This window comes from Nocardia sp. NPDC050717 (assembly GCF_040654275.1).
In the GTDB taxonomy this organism is placed as follows: Bacteria; Actinomycetota; Actinomycetes; order Mycobacteriales; family Mycobacteriaceae; genus Nocardia.
The window spans coordinates 25,098-46,070 of sequence record NZ_JBFAHR010000015.1; the positions used below are offsets into that span (position 1 = coordinate 25,098).

Below are 20,973 nucleotides of genomic sequence, written 5' to 3' on the forward strand. Positions count from 1 at the left end.
GCCGACAAGGGGTGCCACCACCGCCCCGGGCATTCCGGCTAGCCGCCTACAGGCACAGGCTGACCTCGATCGGTCCGAGCGGGAGCGGGACGCACACCTCCACCGAGCCCGAGACGGGGCTCGGAGCCGCGGCGGTGGCGGTTCCGGCGCTCAATGCGCACGCGGACAGCGCGAGGGCGACGACGGCGAGCGGACGGGCAGTTCTGGAATTCATACGATCTTCCTCGGTTGCACAATATGACACGTCCCGACTTCGGGACATCACGATGCAATCACGGCGACCATGGTGAATCACCATGGTCCGCACGGCTTTTGACCAATCTATGCACCGTGCGGAAAATCGTCGTAGGTATCCATAAACAATTCCTTGACAAACGCCTCGCGCGCGATCAGACAGCGCGGGCGGGCTCCCCGGCGGGGACGGGCTCGGCCGCGACTTTGGCCGGCAGGTGCCGGCCGGTGAGCAGGAACAGGGCCACCAGGGCGACGGCGAGCCAGACATAGGTGTCGCCGAAGATGTGCTGCCACCACGACCACGACGTCTCCCGGTGCTCCCCGTCGGGCAGGAAGCTGTGCGGCGCGATCACGAAGACCGCGGCAACCACCACGGCGGTGGCGTACCAGCCGCGCGCGCTCGCCGCGGGCAGCGTGCGGGCGTGGCAGACGATGGCCAGCAGGGCGGGCGCGATCCAGATCCAGTGGTGCGACCACGAGATCGGCGACAGCAGCAGGGTGAACACGGCATTGAGGGCCAGCGCGATCGCGGGCGCGTCGGCGGCCTTGCGCATGGCGGCGACGACCAGGGCCAGCAGCAGCGCCCCGAAGAAGAGCCAGAGGGCGTCGAACGGCAGCCCGGTGACGTGCAGGCGGGCCAGCACGGCCTGGATGGACTGGTTGGTGTGGAACGCCGAGCCGCTCAGGCCCGAGACATTGCCGAGGCCGCCGAACCAGTAGCGGGTGGACTCGGTGGGCAGCAGCGCGAAGGAGGCAATGGTGGCGACCGCGCCGGTGGCCGCCGCGGTGGCCGCGGCCTTGTAGTCCTTGCGGACGAGGAAGAAGAGCACGAACGCGGCCGGGGTCAATTTGATCGCGGCGGCCAGGCCGATGAGCACGCCGCGCGGGTAGCGGGTCTTGAGCAGCAGGCAGTCGGTGGCGACGAGCACCATCAGCAGCAGGTTGACCTGACCGAAGTCGATGGTCGAGCGCACCGGTTCCAGCAGCATGGCCAGCGGCAGCGCGCACGCGGCGACCAACGCGGCGGCCTGCCGGTTGTCGCGGTGGTAGCGCCGCGCGACCAGATACAGCGTCCAGCCGAGGGCCGCGATCGAGACGACGACGTAGAGGATCTTTGCCGCCCCCCACGAGAGCAGCGCGAACGGCGCCAGCGCCACGGCCGCGAACGGCGGGTAGATGAAGGGCAGGCCGATCCCGGCCGAGGTCTTGGGCAGTTGCCCGTACATGTCGGCGCCGTCGCGCATGGCATCGATGCCGAGGCGATACACCTGCAGGTCGATGAAACCGCCGGAGTACTGCTCGAACGGCCAGACCGGGATCCGGACACACACGATCGACACCACGGTGAGCAACACCGGCACCAGCCACCATGCTCGATGGATCGGGCGTGCGGAATGCTGCTGCGGGGGGTGGGTGGTGTCACTACTCATCCGCGGCGACTATACCGACTCGACCCGTCCGCCGCGTCACCGCCCGTCGCGGGCGGTGACCGAGGCGATAGCCCGCCGGATGCCGGATCGGGCGTGGTGGCGGGTGTGCGCGGCGCGGTCAGCCGCCGCGGTTGTAGCGCACGAGATAGCCGGCCATCGCCTCGACGTCGGCGTCGGTCCAGTCGGCGAAGCGGGCGGTGAACGCTTCCCGGCGGCTGCGCTCGGCCGCTCGCGCGACGGCCCGTCCCGCCGCGGTCGCCCGCAGCAGATGGTTGCGCCGGTTGCCCGGGTCGACCTCGCGTTCGAGGTAGCCGAGCTTCTCCAGGGCGCCGACCTGCCTGCTGACCGTCGACTTGTCGAGCAGGAACTGCTCGGCCAGATCGGTGGCCTGGCAGCCGTCCCGCTCGAGGACCAGATCGAGGATGCTGTAGGCGACCAGGCTCAGTTCCGGATGCAGTTCCGCGGCGCGACCACGGGCGCGCCGGGCGAAGGCGGTGAGTTCCCGCTGGATGGTGTCGACGGCCTCGGCTCTTGTGTCTCGCGCGTTCACAGTTGTATGCTACAACAATCATAGTTGTATTTACCAACTGTTTGGAGATTCCGCCCCGATGACTCGCTCCCAGTTCCGGCATGTCGCCGGTCACCTGCTCACGCCGTTGCTGATGTGTCTCGGTATGGCCTTCGCCTACCTCGGCGCGTTCCATCAGCCGACGCCGAACCATCTCGAGCTCGCGGTGGTCGGCGAGTCACCGCAGGCGATGGTGCTGGCGCAGACCATCAAGGACAAGGCGGGTCCGGCCGTCGACATCGTCACCCTGCCCAGCCGCGACGCGGCGGTGGCAGCACTCGGCGACCGCGAGCTCACCGGCGCGTTCGTGCCCGGCGCCCAGCGCCCCGAACTCCTGGTGGCCACGGCGGGCTCCGACACCAGCGCGATGGCCGCCGAGGTGGTCTTCCGCCAGGTGACCGATCAGCAGGGCGTACCGCTGGTCGTCACCGACGTGACGGCCAAGGCGGGCGGGGATCCCACCGGACAGGGACTGTTCTTCCTTCTGGTGGCGTTGAGCGTCGGCGCGTACGGCAGCGTCGCGGTCATCGGCGCCGCGGGCGCCACACTGCGGATGCGGGTGCGCGCGGCGATCGGCGTCGGCACGGCCTTCGTGGTGAGCCTGATCGGTGTGGTCGTCGCAGGCCCGGTGTTCGACGTGATCGATCAGGACCACGCCGCCGTGTTCGGTATCGCGTGGCTCTACAGCGCGGGCATCATCCTGATCGGCATCGGCCTGCACACCTTCCTGAAGCGCTGGACCACGCTGGCGCTCATCACGCTGTTCGTCATGCTGAACTTCACCACGTCCGGCGGGGTGTACGGCCCGCAGCTGCAGAACGGCTTCTTCGGTGCCCTGCACGCGTTCTGGAACGGCGCCGACTTCGTCGAGGGGCTGCGCAGTCTGCTCTACTTCGACTCCGCCGCCGGATTCGGCACCCGCCTGCTCGGGCTGATCGCCTGGCTGGCCGTCGGCGCGGTGCTGGTGGTGGTCGCGGGCCGGTACGAGGCTCGGCACGCGCCGGCACCGGTCGCGCCCGCCGCGGTCGAGGAGGAGATCGGCGAATCGGTCGCCGTCTGAGCCCGGTGAAACCCGTTGCGAATCATCCGGATCCGCGCGGAAACTCTCGCGGTTTCGCGTAGACACGAGTACGGTGTAGCGCGCAACCGTGGCGGCGTCAGCGTCGCGTAGGGGGGTCGAATCGCGGAAAGGGTGGGCTGCACCGATGAATGATCCCGGCGCGCGTCCTCCGGACGAGCCCGTGCCGCTCGATCAGCGCTACACCGGCGCCGATCCGATCGAATGGTGCGGCGCCGCGGTCTATCCGATGTACACCGAAGCGTTGGCCGTCGGCACCACCGCGGTCCGGCTGCGCGCGGTCTCGGTGATGCCGCCCGCCGACGTCGCCGGACTCGGGCTCGGGCTCACCGTGCAGGACGGGCACGTGAATCTGGACGGACGCGCCCTCGTCGGCGTCGACATCTGGTCCGACGCGCTCACCGAGGGCGTGGACATCTCGGTGACCGCGAACGCGCCCCAGGCGCTGTTCACCCTGACGCCGGTCTGGGTGGCCGAATCGGGCGCCCAGCAGTCATGGACCGGGAACTACGGGATGGTGGTGGACCTGCTGCCGGGCGGGTCGTCCACGCTGTGGTGCAGCACCGGGCCCGGGACCCCGGATTTCAACGAACTGGTCGTGGAACTGACGACCATCCCCTCGGCCGAGGTCTCGATGGCGGCGACCGCGCCCGCGCTGGTGACGATGCCGCTCACAGTGCTGCCGCCCCCGACGGGACCGGTCGTCCCCGCGCAGCCGATGCCGGTGACTCCGCCTGAGCCGGCCACTCCGGCCATGCCGCACCCGATGCCGGTGACTCGGCCTGACTCGGCCGCTCCGGCAATGCCGCAGTCGATCGTTCCGCCTGAGCCGGCCGCTCCGGCCGTGCCGCAGACGACCACTCCGCCCGGCTGGGCCGCTGCGTCTACGCCGCGGCCGACTGCTCCGACCGCGCTGCTCCCGACCGAGTCGACGGACGCCGCGGAGCCGGCGCCGTCGCCGGATTCCGGACAGGGCATCGGACGTGCCCTCTACGAGCTGGGCACCGCCATGCGCGAACGCGGCGAGCACGACTCGGCCCGCGCCCTGCTCACCCAGGCCGCCGAGGCCGGGCACCGTGGCGCGGCCCACGATCTCGGCGCCCTGCTGCTCGACGCGGGTGACCGCGCCGGGGCCGAGAAATGGTGGAAGGCCGCGGCCCCCGACGATCCGCGGGCCGCGACCTCCCTGTCCGAACTGACTCAGCGCGCCTGATCGGCCAGCGGGGCCACCTCGCGCACCGGCGTCACCTCACGCGCCGCGATGTGCGTCGGCCTGCGCACCGGGGCCGCGAACGGCTCCTCGAGCGCGTTCTCCACGCTGTTGAACACCAGGAAGATGTTCGAGCGCGGGAACGGGGTGATGTTGTTCGACGACCCGTGCATCAGGTTCGAATCGAACAGCAACGCCGACCCGGCCTTCCCGGTGAACTGCGTGATGCCGAAGCGAGCCGCGAGGAAGGTGATGTCGTCGTTGGCCGGAACCCCGATCCGCTGCTCCTGCAACGACTCCCGGTAATGCCCCTCCGGGGTCTCCCCCAGACACGGCACGAACGTCCGGTGCGAACCAGGCATCAGCATCAGACTGCCGTTGAACGGGAAGTTGTCGGTCAGCGCGATCGACAGACTCACCGCCCGCGGCGCCGGCATGCCGTCCTCGGCGTGCCAGGTCTCGAAATCCGAATGCCAGGTGAAACCGCTGCCACCGAAACCGGGCATGTAGTTCACCCGGGTCTGGTGCAGGTACACCTCCGAGCCGAGGATCTGCTCGGCCAGGCCGACGATCCGCGATTCGGCCACCAGCTCCGCGATCGGCTTGCTGAGCTTGTGCACCTGGAACACCGACCGCACCTGCCCCGCGACCGGTTCCACGACGACGCGCTCGTCGCCGTAGAGCACCGGGTCGGCGGCGAGGTGGCCGATCTCCGCCCCGAAGCCAGCCACCTCCTCCTGCGAGAGCAGGTCCGGGATGATCGCGTACCCGTTGGCGTCGAAACCGGCCAGCTCGGGCGAGGTCACCTCACCCCACACCGTGGGGTCGGTGCGCTCGAGATGCGGCGCGGGCTCGGTGAGCCGGGTCGGGTAGCGGTCGAGCCGATCAGACACTGGCATCCTCCTCCTCGACGACGAGCGGATACACCCCGTTCTCATCGTGTACTTCGCGGCCGGTGACCGGCGGATTGAACACGCACAGCATCCGAAGCGTCGTGCGCGCGGTGACCCGATGACGTTCGTGTCCGTTCAGCAGGTACATCGTGCCGGGGCCGAGCTGGTAGACGGTGTCGTTGTCGAGGTCGTGCAGGGTGCCTTCGCCCTCGACCAGCCACACCGCTTCGACATGGTTCTGGTAATGGAATTCGTGGACCGTGCCCTCTTCGATCGTAGTCTCGTGGAACGAGAATCCGACCTTGTCCCCGCCCAGCACGATGCGCTTGCTGCGCCAGCCGGGGCCTGCCACGTCACGTTCGGTGCCGGTGATCTCGGCGGTGGTGCGCACGATCATGCGGCACCGCCACACACGGCGTCGATCGAGGCCGACAGCACCGACAGGCCACGGTCGAGCTCGTCACTGCCCAGGGTCAGCGGCGGCAGCAGCTTCACCACCTCGTCCATCGAGCCCGAGGTCTCCACCAGCAGGCCCTGTTCGAACGCGGTGCGGCAGACCTTGCCCGCCTGCGACGGGTCGTCGAAGACGATGCCGTGCACCATGCCGCGGCCGCGGGTCGAGACCCCGGCGTGGCGGTCGGCGACGGCCTGCAGCGTGCGGCCCACGTACTCACCGTTGGCGGCGGTGCGCTGGGCGAGCTTGTCGTCGGACCAGTACTCGCGCAGCGCGGCGGTCGCGGTGACGAAGGCCGGGTTGTTGCCGCGGAAGGTGCCGTTGTGCTCACCGGGGGCCCACTGGTCGTGCTCGGGCTTGAGCAGCACCAGCGCCATCGGCAGGCCGTAGCCGCCGATCGACTTGGACAGGGTCACGATGTCGGGGGTGATGCCCGCGATCTCGAAGGAGAAGAACGGGCCGGTGCGGCCGCACCCCATCTGGACGTCGTCGACGATCAGCAGGATGTCGCGCGCGGCGCACAGTCCGGCCAGGTGCCGCAGCCATTCCGCACGGGCCAGGTTGACACCGCCCTCACCCTGGACGGTCTCCACGATCACCGCGGCCGGGCGGTCGAAACCGGAGGAGCTGTCGTCGAGGACGCGCTGCATCCAGCCGAAGTCCTCGATGGTGTTGTCGAAGTAGCCGTCGTAGGGCATGGGCGTGGCGTGCTCGAGCGGCACACCCGCACCGGCCCGCTTGGCGGCGTTGCCGGTGACCGACAGCGCGCCGAGGGTCATGCCGTGGAAGGCGTTGGTGAAGCTCAGCACCGTCTTGCGGCCGGTCACCTTGCGGGCCAGCTTCAGCGCGGCTTCGACGGCGTTGGCGCCGGTCGGGCCGGGGAACTGCACCTTGTAGTCGAGACCGCGCGGCGAGAGCAGGGTGTCGCGGATGGTCTCGAGCAGCTCGCGCTTGGCCACGGTCGACATGTCGAGGCCGTGGGTGATGCCGTCGGCGGCGATGTAGTCGATCAGCGCCCGCTTCAGCACCGGGTTGTTGTGGCCGTAGTTCAGCGCACCCGCGCCGGCGAAGAAGTCGAGGTATTCGCGGCCCTGCTCGTCGCGGATCCAGGCACCCTGCGCGGAGGCGAAGACGCTCGGCCAGTCACGGCAGTATCCGCGCACATTCGATTCCATGGCCTCGAAGATGCTGGTGTCGGTGGTCGTGATCATCGTCGTTCCTCCTGGCGCTGAACAGGTGCGATGACATACAGCTGCTCTGCCTCGTGCGAATCGGGGAAATCGTGCGTTTCGAACAGGGAGTCGGTGCGCAAGTCCGCACCGCGCTCCCGGGCCACCGCGGCGAACAACGCCTGGGAGGCGGTGTTGCCGGGTGAGATCGTGGTTTCCAAGGTGGTGATGCCCGCCGGTACCACCGCGTCGAGCAGGGCGTGCAGGATCGCGGCGGCGAGGCCGCGACCGCGGAACTCCTTGTCGACGGCGACCTGCCAGACGAACACCGTGTCGGGTGCGTCGGGCCGGATGTAGCCGATGACGAACCCCACCGCGCGACCGTCGGCTTCGGCGACGATCGAGGTCGCGGCGAAATCCCGGCACCACAGCAGGTAGGCGTAGCTGGAGTTGACATCGAGCACCTGCGAGTCGCGGGCGATCCGCCACAACTGCGCGCCGTCGCCGAGACGAGGTGGACGCAGAATCGGTTCCGTACCGAGAACCGCTGGGGCGGTGGCAGATTCGGTGGACATGGTGGACGAAGGCATATCTCTACAGTTGCCAACAGACTTTGCGGTCTTCATGTCGAGCTCTTTGCAGTTGTATGACGAGTCTTTTACTGCGATTGCGGATCGAGCCGATAGCCCAGTCCGCGCACGGTGACGACGATGCGCGGATCCGAGGGATCGCGCTCGATCTTGGTGCGCAGGCGGCGGACGTGGACGTCCACGATCCGCTCGTCGCCGAAAAAGCCCTGATCCCAGACTCTTTCGAGCAGCACGGCGCGACTGAGCACCCGGCCCGGCGTCTCCGCGAGCTCGCAGAGAAGCCGGAATTCGGTGACCGTGAGATGGATCTCCTCGGCGCCGCGGCGCACCGCGCCCGCGTCGGCCGCCAGGATCAGCGGCGCGACCGGATCGGCGTCGAGCACCGCCTCCGGCGTGCTGTCACGCTCGGCGGCGATCCGCGCGCGACGGCGCAGCGCGCGCATCCGCGCGGTGATCTCCTTGATCTCGAACGGTTTGCTGACGAAGTCGTCGGCGCCCGCTTCGAGCGCGGCGACCACATCGTGGGTGTCGTAGCGCGTGCTGATCACGATGATCGGCACGTCGTGATCGCGGCGGATCTCCCGGATGCAGTCGAAACCGTCGGTCTCGCCGCGCATCAGGTCCACGATCATCAGATCGGGCGGACCGTCGCTGCGCAGGCGATCCAGCGCGTCTTCCGGGACGCCGGCCTCGGCGACGGCGTATCCCTCGTCTTCCATCGCGCGGCGCAGATCGCCACGCATCTGGACGTCATCGTCGACGATCATCAGGTTCGCGCTCATGCCAGGGCCTCACTCTCGCCCGGCGCACGCCGCACCGTGATCGCGACCGTGTGGTCCAGTCGCTCGTTTCGCTCGCTCATGTGCACATCCTTTGCTGACACGCCGGGGCGTGCGCCGGACCACCTGGGGATTTCGCGTCCCCAGACCGACACGACATCCCGCCTTCGAGCTTGTTACCGATCTGTTATGTACCCAGGTTCCGGTCGGCGTAAACCCGCCGTAACAATTCGGCCGGTTCCCGGACGGTTTCGCGGTGGCATAGTCGAGGCGTGACACCCACCTACGCCGACATCGAAGCGGCCGCGGCGCGGATCGACGGACTGGTCCGGCCGATCACCGTCGCACCCGCGTCGACCGGGGCAGATCCCCGCTGGTTCGCACTCGAGTACCTGCAGTTCACCGGCTCCTTCAAGGCCAGAGGCGCGCAGAATTTCGTGCGCGCGCACGCCGCCGAGGGAACCCTGCCCGAAGCCGGTGTGACGATCGCCTCAGGGGGCAACGCGGGGCTCGCGTGCGCCTGGGCGGCACGTGCCGCGGGCGTGCCCGCGACGGTCTTTCTGCCCGACACCGCGCCCCCGGTGAAAATCCGTCGATTGCGTGACTACGGCGCCGACGTGCGACTGATCAGTCCGGAGTACAAGCAGGCGCTGGCCGCGTGCCGGGAGTTCGCCGCCACCAGTGGCGCGCTCTCGGCGCACGCCTACGACCATCCGCTCATCGCGGCGGGCGCTGGCACGCTGATGCGCGAGATCCACGCCAGGATTCCCGATCTGGACACCGTGCTCGTCGCCGTCGGTGGCGGCGGGCTGTTCACCGGGACGGCGCTCGCCGCCCAGCACGTCGGCGTCCGGACGGTCGCGGTGGAGCCGGTGCACTGCCGCTCGCTGCACGCCGCGCTCGAGGCGGGACGCCCGGTCGAGGTCAGCGTCGAATCGATCGCCGCGGATTCGCTGGGCGCGCCCAATGTTTCGCAGATGGCCTTCGACGTCGCGCGGCACGAGAGCGTGCGTTCGGTGCTCGTCGACGACGACGCCATCCGCCGCGCGCGCAGGCAACTCTGGGACGAGCATCGGATCGCGGTCGAATACGGCGCCGCGACCGCCCTGGCCGCACTGCTCGACACCGGCGCGGGCGCCGCCTACCGCCCCGCCGAGGGCGAACGCGTCTGCGTCATCCTGTGCGGCGCCAACACCGACCCCACCGACCTGGCCGGCTAGCGGCGCAGCACGGTCTCGTGCACGGCCCGGGCCAGTTTCTCCGGGTTGCGCACGGCGTAGACCCCGGTGATCAGGCCGTGGTCGACACGGAGCGCGAACACCGTGTCGATGCCGTCCCCGCGGTACAGAACCACCGCGGGATGACCGTTGACCTGCGCCGATGTCACCGTCATCGTGGCGCCGATCCTGGGCAGACTGCCCCGGAGCAGGTCGGCCACCGCGTCGACCCCGACCACGGGTGCGAGCGCGGCCCGCGCGCGGCCGCCGCCGTCGCCGAGGAAGACGACATCCGGGGCCAGCAGGTCGAGCAGTCCGCGCGGATCTCCCGTCTCGACGGCTCGGTGGAACGCCGCGATCGCGGCACGGGACTCGGCGGACGAGACGGAGCCGCGCGGTCGGCGCGCGGCTACATGGGCGCGGGCCCGGTGCGCGATCTGGCGCACGGCGGCCGATGTCTTGCCGACCGCGTCGGCGATCTCGCCGTAGGGCAGGTCGAACACCTCACGCAGGACGAACACCGCGCGCTCGGTCGGTGCGAGGGTCTCGAGCACCAGCAGCATCGCCAGCGAAACGCTCTCGGCGAGTTCGACATCGGCGGCCACGTCGGGGGTCGTGAGCAGGGGTTCCGGTAGCCACGGCCCGACATAGGACTCCTTGCGGCGGCTGAGCGTACGCAGGCGGATGAGTGCCTCGCGGGTGGTGACGCGCACCAGATAGGCGCGTTGATCCCGCACGACGGCGAGGTCGACGCCGCTCCAGCGCAACCAGGTCTCCTGCAGCACGTCTTCGGCGTCGGCCGCCGAACCGAGCATCTCGTAGGCGACGGTGAAGAGCAGATTGCGGTGGGCGAGGAACGCCGCCGTCGCGGGATCCGGGGTGTGGGCCAAGGTTCGCTCCTCGTTCGCGTTCATGTCGCCCATCCGATGCCGGCCGACGAGGGTCTGTGACCACCGGGCCCTGTGTCGTGTGTCACTCCGCGCGGTCGTCACGCCGGGCGCGGCACCGGCATCTTCATGGTCGTCCGAACGCCGACCGAGTTCAGAAGAAGCCCATGGAACCCCGATTCACCCTGGTGGACAACGAGATCGGCGCGAAGTTCGCCAAGCGCTTCGGCAACGCCAGCCTGGTCGTGCTGCAGTCCGGACTGCCCAAGGCCACGCAGGATCTGGTGATGCTGCGGGTCAGCCAGATCAACGGCTGCGGTTGGTGCACCGATGTCCACAGCAAGGATCTCGCCCACGCCGGGGAACCGGCCGTGCGGATCAATCTGGTCGCGGCGTGGCGGGAGGCGTCGGTGTTCACCGATGCCGAGCGGGCCGCGCTGGCGCTGGCCGAGGAGGGCACCCGTATCGCCGACGCCCACCCCGGCGTCTCGGCGGCGACCTGGGCGGAGGTACGCGAGCACTACGACGGCGATCAGCTCGCCGCGCTCGTCGCGCTGATCGCCCAGATCAACGCCGCCAACCGGCTCGGTGTGATCGTGCGTCAACAGGGCGGCGGCTACGTGCCCGCCGGCGACGCCACGGTCGCGAGCTGAGCGAAATCCGTTCGGGCCCTCGGATGTTCGTCCGGGAGCCCGGGCGGTCAGCGGACCAGTTCGTTCTTGGTGGCGTAGTTCGTCATCACGGAGTTGAGGCCGCGCATGGCCAGGGTGTAGCCGTACGGGACATAGCGCTGGCCCCAGTGCGCGAGCTGGATGTCGCGGGAGGTGTAGACCCAGTAGCGGTTGCGCTCGACACCCTTGACGACGGCGGTGGCGGCCTGCTCCGGGGTGACGGCGTGGCGCAGGAACAGGCCCATGGCCTTCTGCAGGGCGGCGTTGTCGCGGTCGACGCCGGCGATGTCGACACTGTCGACCATCGGGGTCGCCATCGCGCCGGGGCAGACCAGGCTGACGCCGATCTTGTGGCGGCGGAGGTCGAAGCGCAGGACCTCCGAGACGCCGCGCAGCCCGAACTTGGTGGCGCTGTAGGGCGCGTGCCAGGGTAGGCCGAACAGGCCCGCCGCCGAGGACACGTTCACCAGGTGGCCGCCGCGCCCGGCCGCGATCATCGGCGGCAGGAACTCCTCGATGACGTGGATCGGTCCCATCAGGTTGATGTCGACGGTGCGCCGCCACTGCTGGTGCGAGAGCTTGTCGACGGTGCCCCAGGTGGCGATGCCCGCGACGTTCATGACGATGTCGACATGGCCCACGGCTTCGAAGGTGTGCGCGGCCAGGCCCACCACGGCGGAATGATCGCTGACGTCGGCGGCGTGCGCCAGGTGCACCGTCGCCCCGGCGGCGCGCAGTTCCGTCGCGGTCGCGTCGAGCGCGTCGGCGGTGATGTCGGTGAGCACGAGGGCCGCGCCCTTGGCGGCGGCGGCGAAGGCGGTGGCTCGGCCGAGGCCGCTGGCCGCGCCGGTGATCAGGCAGGTCTTCCCGTCGAACTTCGTCATGGTGGCGACCCTACGGTTCGATGAACAGGTACGTCTACGGTTCGGCGGCGATCTCGATGGTGGTCCAGCCACCGACATGGATCCGGCTCCCGTCGCGCAACGGCACCGGCACCTGCGGCGCGATGGTCGCCTCGGCGCCGTCCAGGCTGGTCCCGTTGGTCGAGCCGAGGTCGGTGAGGCTGAGCTCGCCGGTGGACTCGACCCGGATCAGCGCGTGGGCGCGCGACACCCCGATGTCGGCCGGGGCGATGCCGAGGTCGATCTCGGGCGCGATGCCCTGGGAGGCGGAGCGTTTGCCGATGAGGAACTGGTTGCCACGCAACAGGATCCGGCGTTCGGGATAGAACTCGGGGAACTCGACGCGGTCGGCGTCGGGTCCCTTGTCCGCCTGGACCCTGGTGTAGAAGTCGCGGTCGGCGAAGACGCGCGCCGACCAGACCCTCGGCTCGGCCGATCCGGGCGACCGCGCCGCGTCGAGGTCCCGGTCGATCGGGTTCTCGGTGCGCGGTGGCCCGGCGGGCAGCGCCGAATCATGGCCGCAGACCTCGCAGAACCGGCCGCTGGTCGGTGTGGCGCAGGACGGGCACAGCCGCAGGTCGCCGCGGTCCGGCGCGGGCGGCTCGCCCAGCGCCGACCCGCACACGTCGCAGTAGTCGATCGACCGGGACTGGTGTCCGTCCGCGCACAGCGGCATCTCAGTGCTCCTTCCGTACCCGCGCCGTCTTGGTGGAGCGGATGTCGAGGGCCAGCTCGTCGGCGGCGGAGACCTCACCGCGCAGCTTCACGGTGCCGTCGCGTTCGACCTCCACCACGCCGCGCAACAGCTTGGCGGTGGACTCGTGGCCCGACGCGGCCGCCAGCTCGACCGCGCGCCGCAGCTTCGCGGTCGCCGTGTCCAGATCGCCGTTGCGGCGCGCCGCCAGACCCTCCTGGACGGCCTGCGCGAGCTCCACCTGCCCGGTGTAGTGGGCGACGCGGGTACTGATGCGGGTCGAGAGCGAGGTGTCGGTGGTCCACACCGCGCGCACCAGCCCCTGACCGAGCACCTCGTCACCGGCCAGCACGCTCAGCCGCGCGGCCAGCTTCTCCCGGCCGGGCGCGGCCGGTTCGAGCTCGATCTGCAGGTGGTACTCGCGCTCCTCGGCGGCCCAGGACGACAGCGGGTACTCCCCGACCTGCGGGCCGGTGTCGGCCCGGCGCCCGGTGAGATCCTCGAGCACCGGCGCGACCTGCTTGACCATCCGCACCTTCGCGCCCGCGGGCGTCCACACCTTCAACGTCAGCTCGGGGATCACCCTCGCCGCCGAGGACCGCATCATGGCGGCGAAATCGGCCGCCAGATCCTGGGGATCGGCCACGATGTCGGCGTCGCCGGACAGCTTGGCCGAGATCTTGTGCAGATCGGCGGGCATCCAGTCGTCGCCGACGCCGCGGCAGTCGCAGACGAAAAGCCCTTCGGCGCGGTCGAGTTCGGTGGCGAACTGCTCGGGCGTCTCGTGTTCGTTCTTGCCGTCGGTGAGCAGGATCGCGTGGGCCTGGGTGCCCGGATGGGCGACGGCGACCTGCCTGGCCAACGCGAGCCAGGTGCCCATCGCGGTGCCGCCGTCGGGGCGCAGCCGGTCCAGCGCGCGCCGGGCGGCGGTGCGGCTGGCGTGGTTCGCCGGTGCCGACATGGCGTTGGTCGGGAAGATCATCCGCGCCTGTTCGGTGCCCTCGATGATCGCGAAGGCGGTGCCGTCGGGGACCTCGTCGAGCGCGGTGCGGGTGGCGTTGCGCGCGTTCTCGAACTTGCGCTTGTTCCCCATCGACCCCGAGCAGTCGATGATCAGGATCTCGAGCCGGGGCGGCGGCGTGGCGACGACGGCCAGCTCCGGTCCGGTGGCCACCGTCAGCACCGCGTCGACCACGCTCGCGCCCTCGGCGAGGAACTCGTTCTGGTCGACGGCGATCGAGATACCTGCGGTCTCAGCGGAACTCATGACACTCCTGGATCGTGCGGTACGGCGACGGGCGCGGGCACCGGGGCCAGCGCGACCGTGATGTTGTCGCTGCCGCCGCTGTTCAAGGCGAAGTCGGCCAGCGCGCGGGCGGCGGCCTGCGGTGAGGTCTCGACGGTGAATCCGGCGAGCGCGACGGCCTCGGGCAGGTAGTTCCACAGCCCGTCGCTGCACAGCAGCAGGGTGCCTGGCTCGGTGACGACCATGCGCTGCAGGCAGTTCGCCGACCACGGTGCCTCCCCGCCGTCGGCGCCGAGCCAGCGCAGCAGGGTGTGCGCGCGCGGGTCGCGCATGGCGGCCTCCTCGTCCAGGGCGCCCGCGTCGACGAGGGCCTGGGCCCACGAGTCGTCGACGCTGAGCCTGCGCGAGGCCGTCGGGTCGCCCGCGGCCAGCCAGAAGGCGCGGCTGTCACCGACATTGGCGACGGTGATCTCGGTGCCTTCGGCCGTCTGGCGCACGATCGCCGAGACGTAGGTGCACGAGGGCGCGTACTCGGGCGAGCGCGACATCCCGCGCACCGCCGCGGTGGCCGTCGCCATCGCGGCCATCGCCGCGTCCTGCGCGGTCAGCCCGTCGGCGAGGGCGGCCAGCGCCGCGTCGACGCCCGCCCTGGCCGCGGTGCCGGAGGCCGCCTGGGGATCCTGGGAGGTGGACACGCCGTCGCTGACGACGATCACGCGGGTGCCGTCGCCCTCGCGCACCGCCGCCGCGACGGCGTCCTCGTTGCGGGAGTGGCTGATGCCGCGGTCGGTGAGGACATAGACCGAGCCGAGATCGTCCTCGAACCGGTCCGGCACGGGCTTGGGGCTGCCGCACTGCGCGCAGAAGCCGCCCTCGTAGCGGCGCTCGCCGCAGGTCGAGCACTGCGGTGCCGCCGCGGGATCGTGGATCGGCAGCGCGACCTTGCGCACGCCGAGCTCACGCCCGCACCCCTCGCAGTAGCGGTGCCCGGCCCGGCCCGAGCGCCCGCAGTCGGGACACCCCGGCGCGGTCACAGAGTGGTCCTCGGGCGCACCGCGTTCGCCTGATCCACCAGCACGAAGCGGGTCCACATGTCCTCGGCTTCGCGCGCCAACGTCCGCAAGCATCGTTCCAACCCCGTCCGCACTCCCTGCTCGGTGAATTCCACATCCAACAGCTTGCCTGGCGTACCCGGGCGCTGTCCCGACCGGATCCAGCTCAGCGCCGCCTCGAGCACGTGCATGCGCACCTGGGCGGTACGCGTGCGCGAGTCCAGGGTGAGCCGTTCGACCCGCGCACCCGCCTCCCGCAGCAGCGTCTCGTCGAGGTCGGCCGGATCGCGACGCGCCAGCAGCGTTTCCACCGCCGAGACCCTGGCCTCGGTGTACATCGAGGAGGTGCGCTCCACCTGGTCGAGCACCGCGACCGCGCCGGGCCGGTCGCCTGCGGCGCGCCGCAGCCTGGCCGCGCCGAAGGCGGCCGCGAGATAGGTGTGGTCGGTGCGCCACACCAGTTCGTAGAGCGCGAGCGCGCGCCTGCGCGCGGCGTCGTCGCCCGCGCCGAGTTCCAGCGCGGCCGCCAGGGCGAGCTTGGGCACGGGCTCGCCGGGCAGTGCGTTGTACACGGCCTCGAAATCGGCGGCGGCGCTGTCGTGGTCGCCGGTGAGCAGCGCGGCCTGGGCCCGGTACCAGACCCGGCGCCAGTCGTAGGCCAGGTCCTCGGCGAGGGTGTCCAGGCGGGCCAGCGCCGCGTCGGGGGCGCCCGCTTCGAGTTCGGCGCGGACCAGCCGCAGCGGGATCTCCATCGATTCCCCCGCTCCGGTGACCACCGCGCGCAGACCGGCGGTGAGCGCCGCCTCCAGTTCGGCGGGCGTCGCCGCGTCGGTGGTGGCCAGCAGCGCGGCGCCGCTGTCGCCGGGGTCGACCAGCGGCGCGGGCAGTCCGGCGATCAGGGCGGCCGGTTCCGGGGTGGCGCTGTCGATCCCGAAGACGGCGCGGGCCGGGCCGAACGAACTCGACATGCCGGGGCGCGGCAGGCCGTCCTCGGTGGCGAGCACCTCCCGTAGCACACCGGTGAGCTGGTCGGCCATCTCCGACATCGAGCCGAACCGGGCCAGCGGGTCGGCGTCGGTGGCACGCAGCAGGAACCGGTACAGCGAATCATGCTGGGCGAGCAGGGGTTCGGCCTCGGGCGTCGGCAGCGGGCCCAGCTTGCCGTCGGCGGTCGCCAGCCGCATCATCAGCACCGCCAGGGTGCGGCCCGCGGTGTAGACCTCGGTGGCCACGGTGGGGCCGGTCTCGGCGATCTCGGGCGCCTGGTACCCCAGGGTCCCGTAGATCGGGCTGGTGCGGTCGTCCATCGCGATGACCGCGCCGAGGTCGATGAGCTCGAGCCGTTCCTCGGTCTGCATCACGTTGTCGGGTTTGAAATCGCAGTACGCCCAGCCGCGCGCGTGCAGATAGCCCAGCGCGGGCAGCATCTCCAGCACATAGGCGATGGCCTGGGCGGGCGGAAGGTAGGACTTCGTCTCGGCACGGTGCTTGCGCAGGATCTGCTTGAGCGAGGTGCCACCGACATAGGCCATCACGATGTAGCCGACCGGCTCCCCGTCGGCGTCGGCGTGCTCGGTGAAGTTGTGGATCTTGACGATGTTGGGGTGGTCGACCTCGGCGAGGAAGCGGCGCTCGGCCAGCGCCGCCGCCTGCGCGTCGCTGTCGCCGGTGTCGATGAGGCCCTTGAGCACCACCCAGCGCCGGTTGACCCGCTGATCGGTGGCCAGATAGATCCAGCCGAGGCCGCCGTGCGCCAGCGCGCCGGCCACCTCGTACTGGCCGCCGACGAGCTCGCCGGCCCGCAGGCGCGGCACGAACGAATAGCGGGTGCCGCAATGCGGGCAGAAACCCGCGGTGCGGCCGGGCACGCCGTCGTGGCTGCGTCCGACGGGCTTGTCGCACTTGCCGCAGTAGCGGTCGCCCTCGGGGACCTGTGGATCGGCGAGGACCGCGGTGGCCGGGTCGACGCGCGGCACCGGCGGCACCTCGACGAGACCGGCGCCGAGGCGCCCGCGGCCCGCCGAACGGGTCGACCCCGACCGGTGGGTGCGCACGGAGCGGCTCGAGGTGCGCCCGCTGGCACTGACGGTCGGCGCGGACGGGCTGTAGGTGGTGGTCGCGGTGGGCGCGGTGCCGCAGGTCTCGCAGTAGCCGTCGACGATCGTGCCGCCGCAGCCCGGTTCGGCGCACATCCCCGGCACCGGTGGCGGCGGCGGTGGGGCGCCGTTGCGCGGTTGCGCGGTGGTCCGCGCCGAGCGCCCGCCCGCGGGCGCGACGGTCGGCGCGGGCGGGGCCGCCACCGGCGCGGTGCCGCAGACGGCGCAGTAGCCGTCCTCGACGGCGCCGCCGCACCCCGGTTCACTACAGATCATGCTGTCCGCCCCGCTTTCTCCCCGATGATCGAACGATAGTCGGCGACCGCCCGGGTGACCGCGGCCAGATCGCATGGTGTGCGGCTGAGCAGGCCCGCGGCGATCCGGTCGGCGGCCAGGACGTCGCGGTCCTCGCTCACACCGAGGCGCGAGGCCTTGGCCCGATAGGAGGTGAGCCTGCCGCGCAGCTCGGCGCGCCGGTCGAGCAGTCCGCGCGCCAATTCCGCCCGCCGCGTGGCGGTCTCGGCCGCCGTGTCGGCGCGGGCGCGCAGCGCGAGCAGGTGTTCGACCGTGGGTCTGGTCGGTTCGGCGCCGAGGGTGTCGAGTTCGGCGCGCAGCCGCTGCGCCGGTTCGCCGCCCTCGGGCAGGACGCCCGCGAGGATCCTGGCCGCGGCGCGCGCGGCGGTGTCGTCGGCGTCGCGCTGGAGTTCGGCCACCGCGCGCAGCCTGCGGCGCAGCGCGTCGACCGCGCCGGGCAGGTCGGCCGCGATCGCGAGATGGTCGGCGTGCCGGGTGGTTTCGGTCTCGATCAGGGTCGTGACCGCGGCGAGCGCGGACTGGATCTCGCCCTCGGCGAACCCCAGCGGATCGGTGCCGGCGCGGCGCAGCAGGGTCGCCACCGGCTCGGCGGCGGCGTCGAGCGCGCCGCGGGCCTGCTCGATCCGCTGTTGCAGGGGCGCCAGCGCGCCGAGCACCTGCCGGTCCACCGCCGCGACCTCGTCGGCGAACGGCGCGACGAAGGCGAACGCGGCCCGCATCCGGTCCAGCGAGTCGGCGATGCCGACCGTCACGATGGTCTCGCCCGGCCCGGTGAGTCCGCGCTGGGACAGCGGGATCGGGATCCTGGCGATCTCGTGCGGGCGTCCGCGCAGCAGTTCGGTCAGCCGCGCACGGGCACGGTCGTCGACGCGGCCCTTGCCCCCGCGCACCGTCTCGGCCTCGGACACGATGGCGCGCACCCGGCCCAGGTCCTCCCACAGTTCCCCGAGGGCGGTCTGCACCGGCGTCCACCGACGCGCGGTCTCCCCCGTCGGCGGATACCGGCGTACCAGAGCGAGGCCCGGGTGCCGGTCCAGCTCGAGCAGGGTCGTCGTCACCGTGGCCAGTTCCGCCTTGCGGGTGGCGAGTTCGCGATCGAGCTCGGCGAGGCCGAGCATCGGCGAGGTCATCCGACGTACCGGGGCACCGGCATGACCGGCGGGCCGAGGGTCGACAGATGCTGCTCGTAGATCCGCTGCCAGGAACCGTCCGAGCGCATGCGCTCGAGCACGCCGTTGACGAACCGGACGAGATCGTCGCTGCCCTTGGGCACGCCGACCGCGTACGCGCCCGCCCCGATCTGCTCGCCGACCAGCTCGAGGTTGCGGTCCTGGGCCACCAGACCGGCCAGGATCGGTTCGTCGCCGCTGATCGCGTCGACCGTGCCCTGCTGCAGGGCGACCAGGCAATCGGTCCAGTTGGTCACCCCGAACACGGTGGGCACCGTCGGCAGCTCGAACAGCGGCGCGGCGGCCGTGGTGCCCTTCGTGACACACACGCGCTTGCCCGCCAGCCCCGCCGCGCCGGTGATCCCCGAGCCCTTCGGCACCGCGATGCGTTGCGCCGCACGGTAATAGACGCCGGAGAAGTCGACGTCGCGGCGGCGTTCGCAGGTGGCGGAGAAGGTTCGCACGATCATGTCGACCTTCTTCTCCTGCAACAGCGGGATCCGGTCGGCGGCGGAGACCGAGCGCAGTTCGATCTTGTTCGGGTCGCCGAACAGGTCGCGCGCGATCTCGCGGGCCAGGTCGATGTCGAAGCCTTCCAGCCGTCCGGTGGACGGGTTGCGGAAGCCGAACATGTAGGTGTTCTGGTCGACACCGACCCGCAGGCGGCCGTTGGCGACGATGGCCGCCATCGACGAGCCGGCGGGCATCGAGCCGGGGCGCGGCTGCGCGAGCGGCGCCAGGGTCGCCTCGGTGTCGCAGGTGCCGGTGCCCTCGGCGGCAGGCGCGGTGGTGATCGCCTCGGCGCCGGGCAGCGGCGGCGCGACCGCGGTGGCCGCGATGGTCGACGGCTCCGGCGCGTCACCACACCCGGCCACCAGGACGAGCGCCGCGGCCACGGCCACCATCAGGGGACGCCTGGTTCTCATAGGAATTCCTTGATTCGAGGCCACAGGCCGGTGACCACCGCACCGGCGGCGGCCAGCAGCAGGAGCAGGGTGCCGAAGGGGCTCAGCGTGAAGGTGTCACCCGCGGCGTCGACACCGTCGCGCAGATCGGTCCGCGCCTGGGCGAGTGCGTCGCGCAGTTCTTGGTCGAGGCGGGCGAAGCTGGTGGCCGAGCTGTCGGGGCCGGTGCCGATGGCCTGGGTGACGGCGCCGGCGTAGTCGGCCTTCTCGTAGGCGGTGCGCTGGGCGTTGTGGCCCGCGGTCCAATTCGTCAGTGCCCTGGCGGCTTCGGAGTCCGCGGCGCCCGCGGCGGCGAGGCGCTTCTCCAGGTCGCCGGTGTGGGTCTGGAACGACGCCTCGGGGGCGGTGATGTCGCCGCGGGTGATCAGGGCCAGCGTCTCGTCGGTGCGGGCCTGCTGGGCCAGGATGCGCGCGCCTGCCAGATTCTCCACGCGCGCACCGGCTCCCGTGTCCCCGGTGTCGAGCAGCTGGGCGGCGGTGAGCGTCGCCCCCGCCGACCAGACGATCGCCAGCAGCGCGGCGGCCGCGGCCAGCGCCACGCCCGCGTTGACGAGCCGGTTGGTGCGGCGCAGCAACAGCACCGAGCCGATCGCGCAGGCGAGCAGGACCAGCAGCAGGAGCACGATCGTGGTCATCGGCAGCGCGCCGATGCGGCGCTGATCCTCGCGGACGGCGGCGAAGCGGGCCTGGTTGAGCTGCTCGGCCTGGGGCAGCAGCGAGGTCTGCATCAGGTCCGAGGCCTGGCGCAGATAGGCGGAGCCGACCGGGAAGCCCTGCCGGTTGTTCGCGCGCGCGGTCTCCACCAGCCCGGTGTAGGTCGGCAGATCCGCCGCGATGCGCGCGACGATGGCCCTGGACCTGGCGTCGGTGGCGCCGGCCGTCGCCTCGGCCAGCGCGGCGGCGGCGTCGGCGAGTGCCTGCTCGTAGGTGTCACGGACCTGCGGTGATTCGATGCCGCCGGACAGGAAGGCGGTCGCCGCGCCCGCGTCGGCGGCCGAGAGCGACACGTAGAGACTCTGCGCGGCGAAGGCCAGCGGTTCGGTGCGGTCCAGGACCTGTTCCGTGCGCGTGATCTTCGCGCTCAGTTGCTGGCCCGCGGTCGATCCGGCGACCAGGCAGGCCACCGTGGTCACCACGAGAACCACGCCGATCACACCCGGTGTCGTCGCGGCGAAACGCCGCACCCACATCCCCGCGTCTCGGATGGTCGCCGGTAGGCGAGATCCCACACCGTCCTCCTTCGTCTCCCCGGGCGGTGTCTTCGATCGCGATAGTACGGGAGGCGCTGAGAATTCGCCCGGGTACCAGAAGCGCCCGCGCGCAACCGGTTCGGGCGCCGGGACCGGACGAAGGA

Annotated in this window: 21 protein-coding genes; 4 read left to right on the forward strand and 17 right to left on the reverse strand. The window is 71.2% G+C overall.

Annotated features, from left to right (window positions below; all coding sequences use genetic code 11):
• Nucleotides 1–46: 46 nt before the first annotated feature.
• The 3 genes from AB0H56_RS25735 to AB0H56_RS25745 form a co-directional block, all read right to left on the reverse strand.
• Nucleotides 47–214: a hypothetical protein gene (locus tag AB0H56_RS25735; protein WP_357167873.1), complete on the reverse strand. Its 168-nt coding sequence runs from the start codon at nt 212–214 to the stop codon at nt 47–49.
• Nucleotides 215–389: 175 nt separating this feature from the next.
• Nucleotides 390–1,664, reverse strand: a complete 1,275-nt coding sequence (locus AB0H56_RS25740) for a glycosyltransferase family 87 protein (RefSeq protein WP_357167875.1) — start codon at nt 1,662–1,664, stop codon at nt 390–392.
• Nucleotides 1,665–1,782: 118 nt separating this feature from the next.
• Nucleotides 1,783–2,214 carry a MarR family transcriptional regulator gene (locus AB0H56_RS25745; RefSeq protein WP_357167877.1) on the reverse strand — a complete coding sequence of 144 codons (432 nt, stop codon included), beginning with the start codon at nt 2,212–2,214 and terminating at the stop codon, nt 1,783–1,785.
• Nucleotides 2,215–2,272: 58 nt separating this feature from the next.
• Between AB0H56_RS25745 and AB0H56_RS25750 the strand changes: the two genes are divergently transcribed.
• Both AB0H56_RS25750 and AB0H56_RS25755 read left to right on the forward strand, forming a co-directional pair.
• Nucleotides 2,273–3,292: a hypothetical protein gene (locus AB0H56_RS25750; RefSeq protein WP_357167878.1), complete on the forward strand. Its 1,020-nt coding sequence runs from the start codon at nt 2,273–2,275 to the stop codon at nt 3,290–3,292.
• A gap of 145 nt (nt 3,293–3,437) precedes the next feature.
• Nucleotides 3,438–4,523, forward strand: a complete 1,086-nt coding sequence (locus tag AB0H56_RS25755) for a hypothetical protein (protein WP_357167880.1) — start codon at nt 3,438–3,440, stop codon at nt 4,521–4,523.
• Here AB0H56_RS25755 and thpD read toward each other — a convergent pair.
• The 5 genes from thpD to AB0H56_RS25780 form a co-directional block, all read right to left on the reverse strand.
• Nucleotides 4,511–5,419, reverse strand: a complete 909-nt coding sequence (gene thpD, locus AB0H56_RS25760; protein ID WP_357167882.1) for an ectoine hydroxylase — start codon at nt 5,417–5,419, stop codon at nt 4,511–4,513. The two genes, AB0H56_RS25755 and thpD, sit on opposite strands and share 13 nt — an antisense overlap.
• Complete coding sequence (locus AB0H56_RS25765) at nt 5,406–5,810, reverse strand: ectoine synthase (RefSeq protein ID WP_357167884.1); 405 nt, start codon at nt 5,808–5,810, stop codon at nt 5,406–5,408. Before AB0H56_RS25765 ends, thpD begins: the two co-directional genes overlap by 14 nt.
• On the reverse strand, nt 5,807–7,075 hold the full coding sequence (gene ectB / locus AB0H56_RS25770; protein ID WP_357168043.1) for a diaminobutyrate--2-oxoglutarate transaminase: 1,269 nt from the start codon (nt 7,073–7,075) through the stop codon (nt 5,807–5,809). The genes AB0H56_RS25765 and ectB overlap by 4 nt, the downstream gene beginning before the upstream one ends.
• Nucleotides 7,075–7,611 (reverse strand): diaminobutyrate acetyltransferase, encoded by a 537-nt coding sequence (gene ectA / locus AB0H56_RS25775; protein WP_357168045.1) that lies wholly within the window; start codon nt 7,609–7,611, stop codon nt 7,075–7,077. Before ectA ends, ectB begins: the two co-directional genes overlap by 1 nt.
• Before the next feature lie 83 nt (nt 7,612–7,694).
• Entirely contained in the window at nt 7,695–8,408 is a 714-nt protein-coding gene (locus AB0H56_RS25780) for a response regulator transcription factor (protein ID WP_110040648.1), read from the reverse strand.
• A gap of 269 nt (nt 8,409–8,677) precedes the next feature.
• On the opposite strand from AB0H56_RS25780, the gene AB0H56_RS25785 reads away from it, so the two are divergent.
• Nucleotides 8,678–9,625 (forward strand): threonine/serine dehydratase, encoded by a 948-nt coding sequence (locus AB0H56_RS25785; RefSeq protein WP_357167886.1) that lies wholly within the window; start codon nt 8,678–8,680, stop codon nt 9,623–9,625.
• Here AB0H56_RS25785 and AB0H56_RS25790 read toward each other — a convergent pair.
• Nucleotides 9,622–10,536: an RNA polymerase sigma-70 factor gene (locus tag AB0H56_RS25790; protein ID WP_357167887.1), complete on the reverse strand. Its 915-nt coding sequence runs from the start codon at nt 10,534–10,536 to the stop codon at nt 9,622–9,624. The two genes, AB0H56_RS25785 and AB0H56_RS25790, sit on opposite strands and share 4 nt — an antisense overlap.
• Before the next feature lie 140 nt (nt 10,537–10,676).
• On the opposite strand from AB0H56_RS25790, the gene AB0H56_RS25795 reads away from it, so the two are divergent.
• The gene (locus AB0H56_RS25795; RefSeq protein WP_357167888.1) at nt 10,677–11,162 is read left to right on the forward strand and encodes a carboxymuconolactone decarboxylase family protein; all 486 of its coding nucleotides are present in this window, start codon (nt 10,677–10,679) and stop codon (nt 11,160–11,162) included.
• A 47-nt stretch (nt 11,163–11,209) separates the two neighbouring features.
• Here the strand turns inward: AB0H56_RS25795 and AB0H56_RS25800 are convergent, their stop codons facing one another.
• From AB0H56_RS25800 to AB0H56_RS25835, 8 genes are read right to left on the reverse strand one after another with little or no spacing between them, the layout of a single operon-like run.
• Nucleotides 11,210–12,064 (reverse strand): SDR family oxidoreductase, encoded by an 855-nt coding sequence (locus tag AB0H56_RS25800; protein ID WP_357167890.1) that lies wholly within the window; start codon nt 12,062–12,064, stop codon nt 11,210–11,212.
• A gap of 34 nt (nt 12,065–12,098) precedes the next feature.
• The gene (locus AB0H56_RS25805; RefSeq protein ID WP_357167892.1) at nt 12,099–12,758 is read right to left on the reverse strand and encodes an FHA domain-containing protein; all 660 of its coding nucleotides are present in this window, start codon (nt 12,756–12,758) and stop codon (nt 12,099–12,101) included.
• A 1-nt stretch (nt 12,759) separates the two neighbouring features.
• Nucleotides 12,760–14,043 (reverse strand): VWA domain-containing protein, encoded by a 1,284-nt coding sequence (locus tag AB0H56_RS25810; RefSeq protein WP_357167893.1) that lies wholly within the window; start codon nt 14,041–14,043, stop codon nt 12,760–12,762.
• Nucleotides 14,040–15,056: a protein phosphatase 2C domain-containing protein gene (locus AB0H56_RS25815; protein WP_357167895.1), complete on the reverse strand. Its 1,017-nt coding sequence runs from the start codon at nt 15,054–15,056 to the stop codon at nt 14,040–14,042. The genes AB0H56_RS25810 and AB0H56_RS25815 overlap by 4 nt, the downstream gene beginning before the upstream one ends.
• Nucleotides 15,053–17,446 carry a tetratricopeptide repeat protein gene (locus AB0H56_RS25820; RefSeq protein WP_357167897.1) on the reverse strand — a complete coding sequence of 798 codons (2,394 nt, stop codon included), beginning with the start codon at nt 17,444–17,446 and terminating at the stop codon, nt 15,053–15,055. The genes AB0H56_RS25815 and AB0H56_RS25820 overlap by 4 nt, the downstream gene beginning before the upstream one ends.
• The gene (locus tag AB0H56_RS25825; RefSeq protein ID WP_357167899.1) at nt 17,443–18,615 is read right to left on the reverse strand and encodes a hypothetical protein; all 1,173 of its coding nucleotides are present in this window, start codon (nt 18,613–18,615) and stop codon (nt 17,443–17,445) included. The genes AB0H56_RS25820 and AB0H56_RS25825 overlap by 4 nt, the downstream gene beginning before the upstream one ends.
• Nucleotides 18,612–19,580, reverse strand: a complete 969-nt coding sequence (locus AB0H56_RS25830; protein WP_357167901.1) for a glutamate ABC transporter substrate-binding protein — start codon at nt 19,578–19,580, stop codon at nt 18,612–18,614. Before AB0H56_RS25830 ends, AB0H56_RS25825 begins: the two co-directional genes overlap by 4 nt.
• Entirely contained in the window at nt 19,577–20,848 is a 1,272-nt protein-coding gene (locus tag AB0H56_RS25835) for a hypothetical protein (protein WP_357167903.1), read from the reverse strand. Before AB0H56_RS25835 ends, AB0H56_RS25830 begins: the two co-directional genes overlap by 4 nt.
• Nucleotides 20,849–20,973: the final 125 nt, after the last annotated feature.